The organism is Rhodovarius sp., from assembly GCF_040399605.1.
Classification (GTDB): Bacteria; Pseudomonadota; Alphaproteobacteria; order Acetobacterales; family Acetobacteraceae; genus Rhodovarius; species Rhodovarius crocodyli_A.
In genome coordinates this window covers 1-15,085 of the sequence record NZ_JBBARU010000077.1, presented here as the reverse complement: position 1 = coordinate 15,085, position 15,085 = coordinate 1, and the positions used below count along the sequence as shown (strand labels likewise).

Below are 15,085 nucleotides of genomic sequence, written 5' to 3'. Positions count from 1 at the left end.
CATAGGGCCGGTTGCGTATCGCCCAAGGCGGTGTCTTCGGGGTGGAGCAGCAAGTCGATGGGCGCGGGCGCGCCGTCATCCATGGCATCGGGCAGAGTGGCGAGCCGCGCCTGAGGAAAGTGACGGAGCAGGCCTTCGGGGGGGGGGCCATCCAACGCGATCATCAGGCCCGGCGGCAGGTGGCGGGCCAATAATGCCAGCAGGCCAGCCCTGGTGGCGGGGTGATCATCACCATTCATGCCCATCGACACTCCAACATGGCGGAAGCACGCATGGCGACCATGAGGGCCACGCCACAAATTCCATAGCATGTTTTTTCGGCGCTGCCTTGCCCAGCAGGAGGCGGAAAAACGCTGATGCGGAGAAAAAGAACGAAAGGGCTTTGCCCGATCGCGCTCTCCCAGCAGGGTCGACATATATATCGAGGATTTTCCTGGAGCTTTGATATTTTTAGAGCCTGCCCTTGTAGAGAAGGCTCACTACAAACATAAAAATATTTTTCATTTATAATATTTATATGATATAAAACAATGATAATTAAATAAATCAAACGAAGGTGCAGGAAACTAAGTTTCCTGCTGGGGTGCTCGAGGGGCAAAGCCCCTCGATTTTACTTCAGCGCACCGCTCGCTTTTCAGCAGCCTGCGCATCCTAGCCGGGTGCCGCGCTACATCGCGTAGGGCAGGCCCACGTAATTCTCCGCCAGGGTGGCGCGGGCGGCGTCACTGCCGCAGAGGTAGCGCAGCTCGGCCACCTGCACGCGATGCTCAAAACCGTCATTCATATCGCCGCGATGCAGCATCTGGGTCATCCACCAGGAGAAGCGCTGTACCTTCCAGATTCGCTCCAGGCAGAGCCGGCTGTAATCATCCATCAGCGCCTCGCCCCGCCCGGCGAAAAATGCGGCGAGGGCGGCGGCGAGGATGCGCACATCGGCAATGGCCAGATTCATCCCCTTGGCGCCGGTGGGCGGCACGATATGGGCGGCATCACCGGCGAGGAAGAGGCGGCCGAAGCGCATGGGCTCGGCGACGAAGCTGCGCATGGCGGTGACGCCCTTTTGGATGATCCGCCCTTCATTGACCTGGCTGGGCAGGCCATGGCGGGCGAGGCGGCGGTGCAAGGCGTCCCAAATCCGCGCATCGGACCATTGCGCCAAATCCTCATCGGGGGCGCATTGCACATACATCCGGCTCAGGCTCTCGCTGCGCATGGTGGCGAGGGCGAAGCCATCGGCGTGGCGGGCATAGATGAGTTCATGGCTGGCCGGCGCGGCCTCGGCCAGGATGCCCAACCAGGCGAAGGGGTAGATGCGGTCAAAGATTGTGAGATCGGCGGCAGGGATTGCGGCGCGGCAAATGCCGTGAAAGCCATCGCAGCCGGCGATGATGTCGCATTCGAGCCGCCGGGCCGTGCCATTCTCGCGCCAGGTGATGCTGGGGCGGTTGCTGGCGATGTCGTGCACGGCGACGCCCTCGGCCTCGAAGATCAGCGGCAGGCCATCGGCCAGGCGCTGGGCGATGAGGTCCTTCACCACCTCCTGCTGGCCATAGATGGTGACCCGCTTGCCGGTGATGGCGGCGAGGTCGATGCGGTGGTTCTCACCCTCGAAGCGCAGTTCCAGCCCGTCATGTGCGAGGCCTTCGCGGTGCAGGCGCTCGGCCACGCCCGCCTCGGTGAGGGTATCAACGCTGCCCTGCTCCAGCAGCCCGGCACGGATGCGGCCTTCGACATAGGCGCGGTCGCGCGCTTCGAGCACGACACAATCCACGCCGCGGGCCTGCAATAGGCGGGCGAGCAGCAGCCCGGCCGGCCCCGCGCCAATAATGCCAACCTGCGTGCGCACAACCCAGCCCTGACCCAATTCCTGCTCTCAGCGAAATGGCCCTACAATGAGAAAGACGCAACAGAGGTGTGGGCGATGAGAACCCTTTACGAACTGGCCGGGGCCGATCCGGAGCAGCGCTTCAGCCCGTTTTGCTGGCGCACGCGCCTGGCCCTGGCCCATAAGGGCCTGGAGGTGGAGGGCACGCCCTGGCGCTTCACCGAGAAGGAGCGGCTGGCCTTTTCCGGCCAGGCCTCGGTGCCGGTGCTGGTCGATGGCGATACGGTGCTGAGCGATTCATGGACCATCGCCGAATGGCTGGAGGCGCAGTATCCGGGCCGGCCGAGCCTCTTCGGCGGCGCGCCCGGGCCGGTGCGCTTCATCAATGCATGGGCCGATGGCGTGCTGCACCCTGCCCTGGCCCGGCTGGTGGTGCTGGATATCCATGCCTGCCTGGGGCCGGATGACCAGGCCTATTTCCGGCAAAGCCGCGAGGCGCGCTTCGGGATGAGCCTGGAGGCGGTGCAGGCCGGCCGCGAGGCGGAATTGCCGGCCTTTCGCAAGGTGCTGCAACCGCTGCGGATGATCCTGGCCAAGCAAGCCTGGATTGGCGGCGATGCGCCCAATTATGCCGATTATATCGTGCTGGGCAGCCTGCAATGGGCGCGCTGCGTGAGCGATTTCAAGCTGCTGGCCAGCGACGACCCGGTGCATGCCTGGCGCGAGCGCGGCTTTGGCCTGTTTGGCGGCATGGCCATGGCAGCCAAGGGCTATGCGCCATGAATGCGATGACGATGCGCATTGATATCGTCTCCGACGCGATCTGCCCCTGGTGCTGGATCGGCCGGGCCAATCTGGCCGCCGCGCTGGAGGAGCTGGGCTGGGCCGCCGATATCCATTGGCACCCCTATCAGCTCAACCCCGACATGCCGCGCGCCGGCGTGGAGCGGGCGGCCTATCGCACGCAGAAATTCGGCAGCCTCGCCCGCTCACAGGAATTGGACGCGCAGGTGGCGGCCTCGGGCGCTGCCTCGGGCCTCACATTGCGGATGGACCTGCAAAAGCGCACGCCCAATACGGTGCAGGCGCATCGGTTGGCAAAATTCGCCGACCGGCATGGCCAGCAAAATGCCATGGTCGATGCGATGTTCCAGGCCTATTTCCAGCAGGGCCGCGATATTGGCGATGATGCGGTGCTGACTGAACTGGCGGCCACGCTGGGGCTGGATGCGGCAGGTTTCCTTGCCTCGAATGAATGCGAGGATGAGGTGCTGGCCGAGGATGCGAATTTCCGCCGGATGGGCATTAATGGCGTTCCCAGCTTTGCGCTGGCCGGCCATATCCTGTTCAGCGGAGCCATGCCGCCGGCGCAGATGGCCGCCGCCTTTCGCCGCGGTGAGGCGCTGCTGCGGGAAAAAGGCTTGCTGCCAACACCATGAAGGAGCTCAACCATGCCCCATGATGGCCATCACAGCCACGACACGCCCCCCGATGGCTGGAAACATTCCGGCGTGCGGGTCATCCCCGGCGATAGCCTGGACAGCAACACCGCGCAGTCCCCCGGCATGAACCGCGCCGCCGCCATCAACCTCGCCCGGGTTGGCGCGCAGAAAATCTGGGCCGGCACGGTGCATATCCACCCCAATGCCAAGACTGGCGCGCATCATCATGGTGCCTTGGAGAGCGTGATCTATATCGTCTCCGGCCGTGCCCGGATGCGCTGGGGTGAGAATTTGGAATATGTCGCCGAGGCGGGGCCTGGCGATTTCATCTTTGTGCCGCCCTATGTGCCGCATCAGGAGATCAACGCCTCCACCGATGAGACACTGCAATGTGTGCTGGTGCGCAGCGACAATGAGGCGGTGGTGGTTAATCTTGATATTGAGCCGGTGGAGAAGCCTGAGGCGGTGAAGTGGATTGATCCGATCCATAAGAGCTAGGAGCATCATCCGCTCAAACGGAATCGCTTAAGCGGATAAAGATATAAAATAAACAAATACTTGGAGCCTATGCAGTGAGCCAAGGCGAACGAAACAGGCTCTAACAGGAAGCGGGGATTGGCGCTGGCCGCGCTGGTGCAATCACCAGGCTTTGCAGCGGTGCTGCATCCACAGGGCTGATCCGCAGCCGGGTTGCGCGCCTGAGGGTGATCTCGGCCAGTGGCGCCACCTCGCCCAGTGGCGCACCGCTGTGTGCATCGCTCAGCCGCAGCCGCGCCTCCCCGGTCAGCGCAATGCGAAAGGCGCCGGGGGGGAGATCGAGCACCAGGCCTTCGGCGGAGACGCGCGCGGGGGCGATGCAGACTTGCCGGCCAATGGCCAGCGCCTCAGGCACCAGCGGGTCGGCCATGGCGATCAACCAATTCATCGGCTGCCAATCGGGCGGAAAAACCCAGATCGGCGTATCGCCGCAGGGCAGAATACGCTCTGGCGGGCCATGGATGGCGGTGATGGCTTCGGCGTCGATGCCGGCCATGTAGATGAAGCGATAGGGCGGCGGCGTGCCCGGCGTTCCATGGCGGGCCTGAACATGGCTGCGCGGGTCGGCGATCCATAAAAGCGGCCGGGCATCGCCGAAATCGGTGGATTCCACCTGTCGCCGCCAGCCGCCCGTCGCTGCGATGGTGCGGGCATGCCAATAGGCTGCGAGCCCCGCGCGCCATTGCATGCCAGGGTCAGCCGCATCCAGGCAGGCGGTGGCGGGGTGCTGCCAGCGCATAATGGCCGGGCTGCTGCCGCCCTGGGCCGCCGCCACCCCGCCTGCGAGCAGCCAGGCCGGCCAGAGCCATGCGCGCGGCGGTAGGAAGGCGGCGCCCAGAATCACCGGCCACCAGGCCAGCGGCATGGCGTAGCGCCAGCTCATCGGCCCGGCATAAAGCGCCATGCTGATCAGCAGCGCCGCGCTGCAGGCGGCGGCGGCCACCACAATAAAAAAGCGCAGCGCCGCGGGCTGGGCAGCCGGGGGCAGCAAGGCCGATGCCCGGCGGGGCGAGAGGAAGGCCCAGGCAAGGGGCAGTGCGGCCAGCAGCATGGCCAAGATCACCGGCTGGCCTGGCAGGGCGAGGATGGCAGCCCATGCCGCCTCGCCCCAGCCCTGCGAGGGCGTGAGCGGCAGATCCATGCGCTTGGAGAGCGATCCGAGCCAGACGCCCAACCCCGCCCCCAGCGCCATGGCCATGGCCGCGCCCAGGGCGGCCACGCGCCGCCGGATGGCACCGCGCCAGACCCCATCGGCCAGGGCGATCATTGCCGGCAGAACGGCATGGGCGATGGTGATGATGTTCGAGGCCGCCGCCCCGGCGCTGAGAATCAGCAGCCCCACCAGTAGCCAGGCCGAGCCATTATGGCAGACGCTGCGCCAGGCCAGGGCCACCACGCCAAGACCAATGAGGAAGCCCCCGCCATGCCAGATGGGCAGCATCAGCAGGGTTTGCGGGTTGACCGGGAGATGGGCGTCAAACACCTCCATCGGGCGCTGCTCGCCCGAGGCCCAAAGGTGAAAGCCCAACCCGGCGAGCAGCAGCAGCGCCATCGGCAGCGCCAAGGTGAGGGCGCAGGCGCCCAGCCGGCGGCCAGTGATCAGCGCAGCAATCCCCCCGCCCAGCCCGGCCAGCAGGATGAAAGCCGCCGCCCCCAGCAGCCAGAAGGCCAGCCGCCAACTGCCCGTCACGGCATCGATGGTGACCGCCACCAGCAGATCGGGCAGGAAACTCGGGGTGCGCGAGGGCGTGAAGCGCAGCGCAGCCCCCAGATCCGCGCGCAATTCCTCCGCCAGCAGCGCCGGGTAGAGCGTATCGGCCTGGACGCTGAATTGCAGGAAAACCGGCGAATTGTTGAAGCTATAGGAAACCGCCAGGGCGAGCGCTGCGACCGCGAGCCAGCGCAACAGCCCCGCCATTCAGCGCCAGCGCCGATGCATCCAGAGCCATTGTCCGGGATATTCGCGGACCCAACCCTCGATGACATGGTTGAGCAAGGCGGTGGCTGCGGTCACATCCACCCGGCCGCTGGCGTCACGCGGCAATTCAAAGGGCCCTTCAAGGGCTATGCGAAACCGCCCCTGGCCCAGCCGGATGGTGCGCATGCCATAGACCGGCGCGCCAAACCGCCCGGCCAGCCGCGCGATGAAGGGATTGGCCGCCACCGGATGGCCAAAGAATGGCACTATCGGCCCGCGGCCGAAACGCTGGTCGATCAGCATGCCCAGATTGACGCCGGCATAGAGCGCCTCGGCCATGCGGATTGGCGCTGCCACACCGGCGGGGATCAGCTTGCCCATCATAGGCTCGCGCATAGCGGTGATATCGGCGGCGATGAAGCGGTTATTGGGCGTGCGGTAGAGGATCGCGGAGTTTTGCGCGATGGCGTGCGAGACCACGGCGGGCAATTCCCAATTGGCCAGATGCGCGCCAAAGACCAGCACCGGGCGGGCCATCGCATGCAATTGCAGGAATAGCGCCTCGGTGGCCGCATCGCATTCCAGCCGGGGGCCGAGGCCCTGCGGCGTGGTGCCCGCCATGATGGCCGGCAAATGGACATATTCGCAGGCGGTGCGGCCGAGATTATCCCAAGCCTCGCGGGCGGTGGCGGCAATCCAGGCCTCGTCCCGCTCAGGGAATGCGAGGCGCAGATTGGCCAGGGCGATGCGATGGGTGGGGGTGAGGGGCCCGATCCCGCGCGCCACGGCAGCACCCATCGCGGGCCCAAAGCGCGACCCCATGGCCCGCATCACCAGATACATGCCACGCACCAGCATGGCGAGAAGCCACTCGCCGGCGAGAACCAGCCAGGGCTTCACAGGGTAATGACCACCTTGCCGAAGACTTTTCGCTCTTCCAGCCGCGCCAGACCCTCGGCGAAGCGCTCCAGCGGCAGCACGCTGTCGATCACCGGCGTGATGCCGCCCGCCATCTTCTCCAGCCCCTCGGCCACGCAGCGGATAGGCGCGCCAAAACTGCCGAAAATCCGCAATTGGCGCTGGAACAGCATCATCAGATTGGTCTCGGCCGAGACGCCCGAGGTCGAGCCGCAGGTGACCAGCCGCCCGCCCATGCGCAGCGACAGCAGCGAGGCCGCCCAGGTGGAGGCGCCGACATGCTCGAACACCACATCCACGCCGCGCTTATTGGTCACCCGCCGGGCCAGGCTCTCGAAACGGTCGGTGGCGTAGTTCACCACATGGTCCACGCCCAGCGCCTCGGCCGCCGCGCGCTTGCCCTCGGAGCCGATGGTGCCGATGATTGTGCAGCCCATGGCCTTGGCCATGCGCACCGCGATGGTGCCAATGCCCGAACCCACCGCATGGACCACGATGGTCTCACCCGGCTGCAATTTCGCATTGTCGAACAGCATGTGCTGCACGGTTGCATAGGTGACGGCGGCGGTGCTGGCATCCTCGGCCGAGACGCCCTTGGGCACGGCCACGCAGAGCCGGGCGGGGACATTCACCTCCTCCTGCGCGAAGCCATCGACGTGAAAGCCGCGCAGGCCGGCGATGCTTTCGCACAGATTATCCTGGCCCGAGCGGCAGGCCGGGCAGGTGCCGCAGGTGATGGCGCCATAGGGCACCATGAGCCCACCCAACGGCAGGCTCACACCCTCGCCGCAGCCCATCACCTCGCCCACCGCCTCCACACCCACGGTGATGGGCAGGACGCGCTTGGCGAATGCCATGCCGCGAAAGCCCCAAAGGTCGATATGGTTGAGCGCCACCGCCCGAACCCGCAGCCGCACCTCGCCGGGCCCGGGTGGAGGTGGTGGCTCAATCTCGGCCAGGCGGAGGTCACGTTCGGTGAAGAGTCGGAGTGCGCGCATGGGGGGGCGATAGACCGAATTTTGCCGCGCGGGAACCGTAAGCAACAAATTGATACCGGGAGGGCTGCCGCAACATGCTGCAATGAAGCGGGTGATTTGGCGCTGAGCATCGGCGCCCAATTGGCCTATTGTAACAGCCATGGACGCACAGCCGCATATCCTCGTGGTCGATGACGACCGCGAAATCCGTGAACTCCTGAGCCGTTTCCTCGAAAAGCAGGGGATGCGGGTCTCCGCCGCGCGCGATGCGCGCGAGGCGCGCAGGCTCTGGCCGTTGGGGCGGTATCATATCGTGGTGCTGGATTTGATGATGCCCGGCGAACCGGGCCTCGATTTCGCCCGCTGGCTGCGCAGCCAGTCCAATGTGCCCATCCTGATGCTGACCGCGATGGCCGAGGAGACGGACAGGATCGTCGGCCTGGAGCTGGGCGCTGATGATTATGTGCAAAAACCCTTCAACCCGCGGGAATTGCTGGCGCGCATCCGCGCCATCCTCCGCCGCACCAGTGGCGAGGGGCCGGCGCTGGAGGCCGATGCGCGGCCCATCCAATTCGCCGGCTGGGTCTTGGAGCCCGGACGGCGGCGCCTGCTCAACCCCGATGGCGCCGAGGTGCCGCTGACCGGTGGCGAGTATGAATTGCTGGCAGCGCTGGTCGAAAGGCCCAATCGCATCCTGACGCGGGATATGTTGATGGACCTGCTGCGTGGCCGTCAGGCCGGGCCGTTTGACCGGGCGATCGATGTCGCCGTCTCACGCCTGCGCCGCAAGCTGGAGGATGATGGCCGCAACCCCAATCTGATCAAGACGGTGCGTGGTGGCGGCTATGTGCTTTCCACCACGGTCGAAAGGGCGTGACGCTCTGGCCACGCAGCCTCGCCGGGCGCACTGCGCTGCTGCTGCTGATTGGGCTGCTCATCGTGCAGGCGGCGGGGCTGACGATCCATGCGCTGGACCGGGTGGAGCTGCAATCCATCATCCAGTCGCGCGAGATCGCCGGGCGCGGCTTTGCGCTGTGGCGCAACATGGTGGTGATGCCACCCGAGCGCCGGGCTGCCTTCCTGGCTGATCTGGAGATGCCTGCGGGCATGACGGCCAGTTTTGACGCGCAGACAGCCGTGCGGGCCGGTATGCCGCCGGTCAATGAGCATGTGGCCCATCGCTTCCGCCTCAATGGCCCGCCGCCCTCCTTTGGCCCCGCCCGATTCCGGCCGCGGGAGATTTTGGTGGCCGGCATCCCCCCCGATGGTTTCGTGCTCTCCATGCGCTTCATCGATGGCGGCTGGCTCAATCTGCGGGTGCAGCCCCCCCATGCCCGGCCCTGGCATAGTGATACCTTCCTGGCCGCCTTCATTGCGATGAGCGGCTGTGCGGTGGCGCTGATTCTTTGGGGTGTGCGGCGGATGATTCGGCCGGTGGCGGCGCTGGCGGCCGCAGCCGATGCGCTGGGCCGCAACGTCAATGCGCCCCCCTTGCCCGAGGAAGGGCCGAGCGAGACGGCCACCGCCGCGCGCGCCTTCAACACCATGGCCAGCCGCATCCGTCGCTTCGTCGATGACCGCACCCAGATGCTGGCCGCCATCGGCCATGATCTGCGCACGCCCATCACCCGGCTAAGGCTGCGCGCGGAATTCATGGAGGATGATGACCAGCGCCGCAAAATGCTGGCCGATCTCAGTGAGATGGAGGCGATGATCAATGCAACCCTGGCCTTCGCCCGGGATGATGCGGCAACCGAGCCTTCGGTGGCCTTCGACCTCGCCGCGCTGTGCCAGACGGTGCTGGATGAGGCCGCCGATACCGCCCCCGATAAGGCCGATGGGATCATCTATGAAGGGCCGGAGCGGCTGCGCGCCCAAGGCCGCCCGGCCGCGCTGAAGCGGGCGCTGGCCAATCTTGTGGGCAATGCCCTGGCCTATGGCGGTGATGCCCGGCTGAAGCTGGCCAACGAGGCCGATGCCGCGCGAATCAGCATCGAGGATCATGGCCCGGGCATCCCGGAAAGTGATCTGGAAACCGCTTTCCAGCCCTTCCGCCGGCTGGAGGGCAGCCGCAACCGCGAAACCGGCGGCAGTGGCCTCGGACTGACCATCGCCCGCAACATCCTGCGCGCCCATGGCGGCGATGTGACGCTGCGCAACCGCCGGGAGGGCGGGCTTGCGGCCCTGATTACCCTGCCCGCCGCGTCCTGAAGGCGCCCAGCCTTACTGGCTGGCCCAGACGATGCGGTGAAGCCAGGCCACCTCCGACAGATCGAAATTGTAATTGGGATGGGCTGGGTTGAGGCTTTGCAGTTCAATCCGCTTGGCGCTTTGGCGGATCAATTGCTTGGCCATCACCTCGCCGAGCTTGGTGCGCACCACCACACGGTCCCCCCGGCGCACCGGCGCGCCTGGCGAGACGATGACCATATCGCCATCACGGAACACAGGCTCCATGGATTCGCCTGAAATTTCCAGGGCATAGGCGTTCTGATCGGCCACATCGGGGCCGGAAATCTCATCCCAGCTGCCACCGACCGGAAAGCCTGCATCATCGAAGAAGCCATCACCACCGGCCTGGGCCAGGCCGATGAGCGGGATGCGCCGGGCGGAGCCGCCGCGTGGGCGCGCCATATTGGGCGCCTGGCCGGAGACCAGGGCGGCAAAACTATCCACCCCGGTGCCGGTGGCGGCGAGCACCTTGGCCACACTCTCGGTGGAGGGCCACCGGGCGCGGCCGTCGGGCCCTATCCGTTTGGATGGGTTGAAGGCGGTCGGGTCGAGCCCTGAGCGTCGGGCGAGGCCGGACGCCGAGAGGCCATTTTCAGCGGCGATGGCGTCGATCGCCCGCCAGACGTCATCATGTCGCATGAGGGTGATTATCCTAGGTGTTGATTCTGGATGCAATAGGAAAATAACACGCTTTCGCTCTTGCAATGCATACAACCTAAAGTTTAAGTTCTGGTTTCGTTCCAGGAAGAGGACATCCCCCCCATGGCCATCGCCCCCCGCCCACAGCATAGCCCCGTGCTGCATTCCATCACCCAATCCGAACCCTTTCGCAGCGCCGAGGAGGCGTGGTTTTGGACCATGGCCGCCCTGGTTGCGCGGCAAGATGGTGCGCGCATCGTGGCTGGCCGCGGCAGCGCCATCCGCCCCTGCGAGCCCGATGATGTGGTGCGCTGCCTCGACCGGCTTTATCGCCAACGCCGTATCGACCTCAGCCATGGCGGGGTGCTGCGCCGCTGGGGGGAACGGGGCTATTCACCCAACCCGCATGCGCCGAGCGAGCGTGGTGATGCCGCGCTGTGGCGCGAGGCCTTGTCGCGGCTGGAATGGCCTCTGCGAATCAAAGGGATAGTGGTGGGTCCGGGCTTTGCCACGGTCACCAGCCTGCGGCCATGATTCGCCCCTCCCACCGCGCCACGGCGCAGCGCCAGCAGGTTTGGATCATCTTCGGGGGCGGGGCGGATATGGCCTGGCAGCGCCTGCTGCGGCCTGGCTTTCGGCATTGCTTCGCCGCTTTGCACGATGATTCGGGCTGGCTGGTGATGGACCCGCTCGCCGGCTGCCTGGTGCTGGGCCGGGTGGATGTGCCGGCGGATTTCGATCTTCCGGCGTTTTACCGCCGCGCGGGGCTCAACCCCTTGGGGCCATTCCCAGCCGGGCGGGCCCGCCCCTGTCTGCTGCCCAGCATGCTGCCGATGAATTGCGTGGGCCTCTGCCGGGCCCTGCTGGGGGATGCGGCCCCCTTCGCGCTCACGCCGAATGGGTTGTATCGCGCACTTGAGGCACAACCGCATAAAAGGAAAAAAAGCTTGACAATCGGTGCGGGCCTGGGCTATCACAATCTCATCAACGGGCGAGTTGCGCCCGGATCGACCCCGCTACGCCATCACCATCACCATCACACCCGGCCAGGCCCGCTCACGCGGGTGCTGGCCTTTTTTTCGTCCCCGATGCCGAGGAGAGAGACGCCGATGGGCAGCCTTTTGAAAGCGCCAAAGCCGGTTCGTGTCGACCCGCCAGTGCCCCCGCCGCAGCCCATCGCACCGGCCGCGGCCGATGTGGTCCAGGCCACGGCAAGCGAGACCCGAAATCGCGCCCGGCGCGGTATCCAGGGCACCATCGTCACATCGCCCCGTGGTGTGCTGGACCCGCGGCCGACCGGCCTGCCCCGCAAATCGCTGCTGGGGGAATAACGCCATGACCCAGGCCATTTCCCCCGGTGAAATTCTGGCCCGCCAGGCCCGCGCTCTCGACCGCCGCCGCCCGCATGAAAGCAGCTGGCGTGACGCCTATGATCATGTGCTGCCGCGCCATGATCTGCAGGCCAGCCTCTATGATGCCACCGCCGCCGACGCGGCCGAGCAATTGGCCGCCTCGCTGCTGGCCGAGCTTACCCCGCCCTGGTCGCGCTGGTTTGGCCTGGCCCCCGCCGATGCCATGGCCGAAACCGAGGCCGGCCCGGCCATGGCCTTTGCGCTGGAGGGCACCACCCGCATCCTGCAAACCGCCTTTGACCGCTCGAATTTCGCCATCGAGATGCACCAGGCCTTTCTCGATCTGGTCATCACCGGCACCGGGGTGATCATGGTGGAGGAGGCACCGCTGGGTGAGGCCTCGGCGCTGCGCTTCACCGCCATTCCCATCATGTCGGCGGTGCTGGAGGAGGGCCCCTCCGGCCGGCTCACCACGATCTTCCGCGAAACCCGGCAGGATATGGCCGAGATTCTGCGCCGCTTTCCCTTCGCCGAACTGCCCGAGGCCATGGTGAAGCATGATGGCGGCGGCCAGACCTATCGCGTGGTCGAGGCGGTCTGGCCCGACAGCAATGGCACCCGCTACGCCGCCGTGCTGGATGGCGATACGCCCATGCTGCTGGCGCAGGGTGGCTTTGCCGAGAGCCCCTTCATCGCCTTTCGCTGGCTGAAGGCGCCTGGCGAGATCTATGGCCGCGGCCCGGTGGGCAACGGAAGGCTTCCGCAAATTGGTGAATGGCTGAACGAAGATCGCGATGCGGGGCTGATCCAGCCCCGGCCGCATCAGACGCTCAGCCCCCCAGACGGCCAGGCAGCGCGGGTCGCGCCTGGCCGCGGGGCTTGAGCCCGGTACCCCTCCCTCTACCGGGCTCGCCCCCGGTGCCCGCCAGCGCGCCATCCCCTTCGCGCCGGCGGGCACCCCCTATTGCTCGCGCATAACCCAGCCCCCTGGGCGCGCGATGCCGGCCAAGACGCGGCCCCGCCAGGGCCAACCGCGCCGCAGGCCACCCCCCCCCACCACGCCACACAGCAAAGGAGAAGCCGGTGTCCACATCGATCGACCAGGCTTTCGTCAAGCAGTACCAGGTTGAAGTGCAGGAGGCCTATCAGCGCCAGGGCAGCCGCCTGCGCAACACCGTGCGCTCGAAGACCGATATTCGCGGCGCCTCCACGGTGTTCCAGAAGATCGGCAGCGGCACCGCCTCAGCAAAGTCACGCAATGGCATCGTGCCGGTGATGAACCTCGACCACACCAGCGTCGAATGCTTTTTGCAGGATCATTACGCCGGCGACTGGATCGACAAATTCGACGAGTTGAAAACCAACCTCGACGAGCGCGCCGTCGTTGCCAATGCCGGCGCCTATGCGCTGGGCCTCAAAAGCGATGAGCTGATCATCGCCGCCCTCGACACCTCCACCAATGAGGCGCTGGGCACTGGCACGGGCGAGACCGATAATGACGGGCTGACCAAGGCCAAGGTCCTGCTCGCCTTCCAGGCGCTGGGTGCGGCCGATGTGCCCGATGACGGCCATCGCTACGCCGTCGTCGGCTGGAAGCAGTGGAGCGAGCTGCTGGCGATCCCTGAATTCGCCAATGCCGATTATATTGGCCCGGACAACCTGCCCTGGAAGGGCATGACCCAGGCCAAGCAATGGCTGGGGGCGACCTGGATGCCGCATTCGGGCCTCACCAAGATCGGCGCGCTGCGCTACTGCTATTTCTACCACAAGACGGCGGTGGGCCATGCCGCCGCCTCGGACATCATCACCGATGTCTCCTGGCATGGTGACCGCGCCGCCTTCTTCGTCAATTCAATGATGAGCCAGGGTGCGAGCCTGATCGACAGCCAAGGTGCTGTGCGGATGCGCGCCAAGGAATAACGCCTGCCAGCGCGCCCCGGGGCCACCCGCCCCGGGGGCGCCTTCCCCTTTCCCCTGTCAGGAGTTTCCGATGGCCCTCACCGCCCTCGCTCTGTGCTCGCGCGCGCTGATCAAGATCGGCGCCCAGCCCATCGCCTCGCTCGACGAAGGCACCGCCGAGGCTGAGGTGGCCGCCAATCTCTACCCCGCCACGCGTGATGCCATGCTCTCGCTGCACCCCTGGTCCTTCGCCACGGGCCAGGAGAGCCTGCCGCGCCTGGCCGCGGTGCCCACCGCCGATTTTCAATACGCCTTCCAACTGCCCGCGGGGTTTTTGCGCGTGCTCTCGGCCGGCAGCCCCGGCTCCAGCCAGGGCTTGCGCTATCGCATCTTGGAGGAGCGGCTGCATTGCGATGCCGAGCAGGTGGTGCTGGCCTATGTTTTTCGGCCCGATGAGGCGGCCTTCCCGCCCTTCTTCGCCGCAGCCCTGGCCACCCGCCTCGCCGCTGAATTCTGCATACCGCTGACCGAGGCAACCTCGCGCGCGCAGCTGCTGTTCAGCCAGGCCGAGGCCGAGCTGCGCGCCGCCCGCCATGCCGATAGCGCCCAGGCCACGCCGCGCGCCATGCGCGACTTTCCGCTGATCGCGGTGAGGGGTTGAGCATGTCCGCCAGCCGCGCCTTCAAATCGAACTTCACCGCCGGCGAACTCTCGCCCGACATGCTGGGCCGCCCGGACACGCGGGCCTACGCCAATGGGGCGGGGCTCTTGCGCAATGTCTTCATCCAATCAACCGGCGGGCTCACCCGCCGGCCGGGGCTGCGCCATATCGCCACCCTGCCCGGACCGGCGAGGCTGATCGGCTTTGAGTTCAACACCGAGCAGACCTATCTGCTGGTGCTCAGCCACGCCCGGCTGCAGGTCTTCATGGGCGATGCGGAGGTCACCTCGCTGGCCGCCCCCTGGACGGAGGCGATGCTGCCGCAATTGGCCCATACCCAGAGCGCCGATACGCTGCTGATCTGCCACCCTGATCTGGCGCCGCTGCGCATCACCCGCAGCAGCCATAGCAGTTGGACGATCGGCAATTGGCCATTCACCGAGGTGCCGACCTATCGCTTCGCCGCCCTCGATATATCCCTCAGCGGCCGCGGCATTTATGAATTCACCTATACCGATATCCAGCAGGCCTATCAGGCCAATGACCTGGCGCTGGTGGCGGCCCATCTCATGCACACGCCCATCAGCTTGGCCTATGACCAGCTGCGCCGGCTGCTGCATGTGGCGATGGAAGATGGCAGCCTCGCCACCCTCACCCTCTACCGCACCGAGCAGGTGCTGGCCTG

General features: G+C 66.2%; 16 protein-coding genes and 1 pseudogene. 11 read left to right on the top strand and 6 right to left on the bottom strand.

What is annotated here, in order from left to right:
• Positions 1 to 239: hypothetical protein (locus tag ABWP84_RS15580; protein ID WP_353212964.1), on the bottom strand; the 239-nt coding region annotated here is incomplete at its 3' end.
• Positions 240 to 667: 428 nt separating this feature from the next.
• Entirely contained in the window at positions 668 to 1,846 is a 1,179-nt protein-coding gene (pobA, locus tag ABWP84_RS15575; RefSeq protein ID WP_353212963.1) for a 4-hydroxybenzoate 3-monooxygenase, read from the bottom strand.
• 75 nt (positions 1,847 to 1,921) lie between these two features.
• Between pobA and ABWP84_RS15570 the strand changes: the two genes are divergently transcribed.
• From ABWP84_RS15570 to ABWP84_RS15560, 3 genes are read left to right on the top strand one after another with little or no spacing between them, the layout of a single operon-like run.
• Positions 1,922 to 2,608 (top strand): glutathione S-transferase family protein, encoded by a 687-nt coding sequence (locus tag ABWP84_RS15570; protein ID WP_353212962.1) that lies wholly within the window; start codon positions 1,922 to 1,924, stop codon positions 2,606 to 2,608.
• A gap of 5 nt (positions 2,609 to 2,613) precedes the next feature.
• On the top strand, positions 2,614 to 3,264 hold the full coding sequence (locus ABWP84_RS15565; protein ID WP_353212961.1) for a DsbA family oxidoreductase: 651 nt from the start codon (positions 2,614 to 2,616) through the stop codon (positions 3,262 to 3,264).
• 12 nt (positions 3,265 to 3,276) lie between these two features.
• Complete coding sequence (locus ABWP84_RS15560; protein ID WP_353212960.1) at positions 3,277 to 3,765, top strand: cupin domain-containing protein; 489 nt, start codon at positions 3,277 to 3,279, stop codon at positions 3,763 to 3,765.
• 100 nt (positions 3,766 to 3,865) lie between these two features.
• Here ABWP84_RS15560 and ABWP84_RS15555 read toward each other — a convergent pair whose 3' ends face one another.
• From ABWP84_RS15555 to ABWP84_RS15545, 3 genes are read right to left on the bottom strand one after another with little or no spacing between them, the layout of a single operon-like run.
• Positions 3,866 to 5,710, bottom strand: a complete 1,845-nt coding sequence (locus tag ABWP84_RS15555) for a hypothetical protein (RefSeq protein ID WP_353212959.1) — start codon at positions 5,708 to 5,710, stop codon at positions 3,866 to 3,868.
• Between the two features lie 12 nt (positions 5,711 to 5,722).
• The gene (locus tag ABWP84_RS15550; RefSeq protein WP_353212958.1) at positions 5,723 to 6,622 is read right to left on the bottom strand and encodes a lipid A biosynthesis lauroyl acyltransferase; all 900 of its coding nucleotides are present in this window, start codon (positions 6,620 to 6,622) and stop codon (positions 5,723 to 5,725) included.
• Positions 6,619 to 7,638 (bottom strand): zinc-binding dehydrogenase, encoded by a 1,020-nt coding sequence (locus ABWP84_RS15545; protein WP_353212957.1) that lies wholly within the window; start codon positions 7,636 to 7,638, stop codon positions 6,619 to 6,621. Before ABWP84_RS15545 ends, ABWP84_RS15550 begins: the two co-directional genes overlap by 4 nt.
• A 139-nt stretch (positions 7,639 to 7,777) precedes the next feature.
• Between ABWP84_RS15545 and ABWP84_RS15540 the strand changes: the two genes are divergently transcribed.
• Together ABWP84_RS15540 and ABWP84_RS15535 are read left to right on the top strand one after the other, a co-directional pair.
• Positions 7,778 to 8,494, top strand: a complete 717-nt coding sequence (locus tag ABWP84_RS15540) for a response regulator (RefSeq protein WP_353212956.1) — start codon at positions 7,778 to 7,780, stop codon at positions 8,492 to 8,494.
• Entirely contained in the window at positions 8,491 to 9,828 is a 1,338-nt protein-coding gene (locus ABWP84_RS15535; RefSeq protein WP_353212955.1) for an ATP-binding protein, read from the top strand. Before ABWP84_RS15540 ends, ABWP84_RS15535 begins: the two co-directional genes overlap by 4 nt.
• 12 nt (positions 9,829 to 9,840) lie before the next feature.
• Here the strand turns inward: ABWP84_RS15535 and ABWP84_RS15530 are convergent, their stop codons facing one another.
• The gene (locus ABWP84_RS15530) at positions 9,841 to 10,488 is read right to left on the bottom strand and encodes a helix-turn-helix transcriptional regulator (RefSeq protein WP_353212954.1); all 648 of its coding nucleotides are present in this window, start codon (positions 10,486 to 10,488) and stop codon (positions 9,841 to 9,843) included.
• A gap of 123 nt (positions 10,489 to 10,611) precedes the next feature.
• Between ABWP84_RS15530 and ABWP84_RS15525 the strand changes: the two genes are divergently transcribed.
• The 6 genes and pseudogenes from ABWP84_RS15525 to ABWP84_RS15500 form a co-directional block, all read left to right on the top strand.
• A complete protein-coding gene (locus ABWP84_RS15525; protein WP_353212953.1) occupies positions 10,612 to 11,022 on the top strand; it encodes a hypothetical protein in 411 nt (136 codons plus the stop codon).
• Positions 11,019 to 11,819: a hypothetical protein gene (locus tag ABWP84_RS15520; protein ID WP_353212952.1), complete on the top strand. Its 801-nt coding sequence runs from the start codon at positions 11,019 to 11,021 to the stop codon at positions 11,817 to 11,819. The genes ABWP84_RS15525 and ABWP84_RS15520 overlap by 4 nt, the downstream gene beginning before the upstream one ends.
• 4 nt (positions 11,820 to 11,823) lie before the next feature.
• A complete protein-coding gene (locus tag ABWP84_RS15515) occupies positions 11,824 to 12,723 on the top strand; it encodes a portal protein (protein WP_353212951.1) in 900 nt (299 codons plus the stop codon).
• A gap of 200 nt (positions 12,724 to 12,923) precedes the next feature.
• Positions 12,924 to 13,760, top strand: a complete 837-nt coding sequence (locus ABWP84_RS15510) for a phage capsid protein (RefSeq protein WP_353212950.1) — start codon at positions 12,924 to 12,926, stop codon at positions 13,758 to 13,760.
• A 70-nt stretch (positions 13,761 to 13,830) separates the two neighbouring features.
• Complete coding sequence (locus ABWP84_RS15505) at positions 13,831 to 14,400, top strand: hypothetical protein (protein ID WP_353212949.1); 570 nt, start codon at positions 13,831 to 13,833, stop codon at positions 14,398 to 14,400.
• Between the two features lie 2 nt (positions 14,401 to 14,402).
• Positions 14,403 to 15,085, top strand: a pseudogene (locus ABWP84_RS15500) (hypothetical protein); the annotation flags it as partial.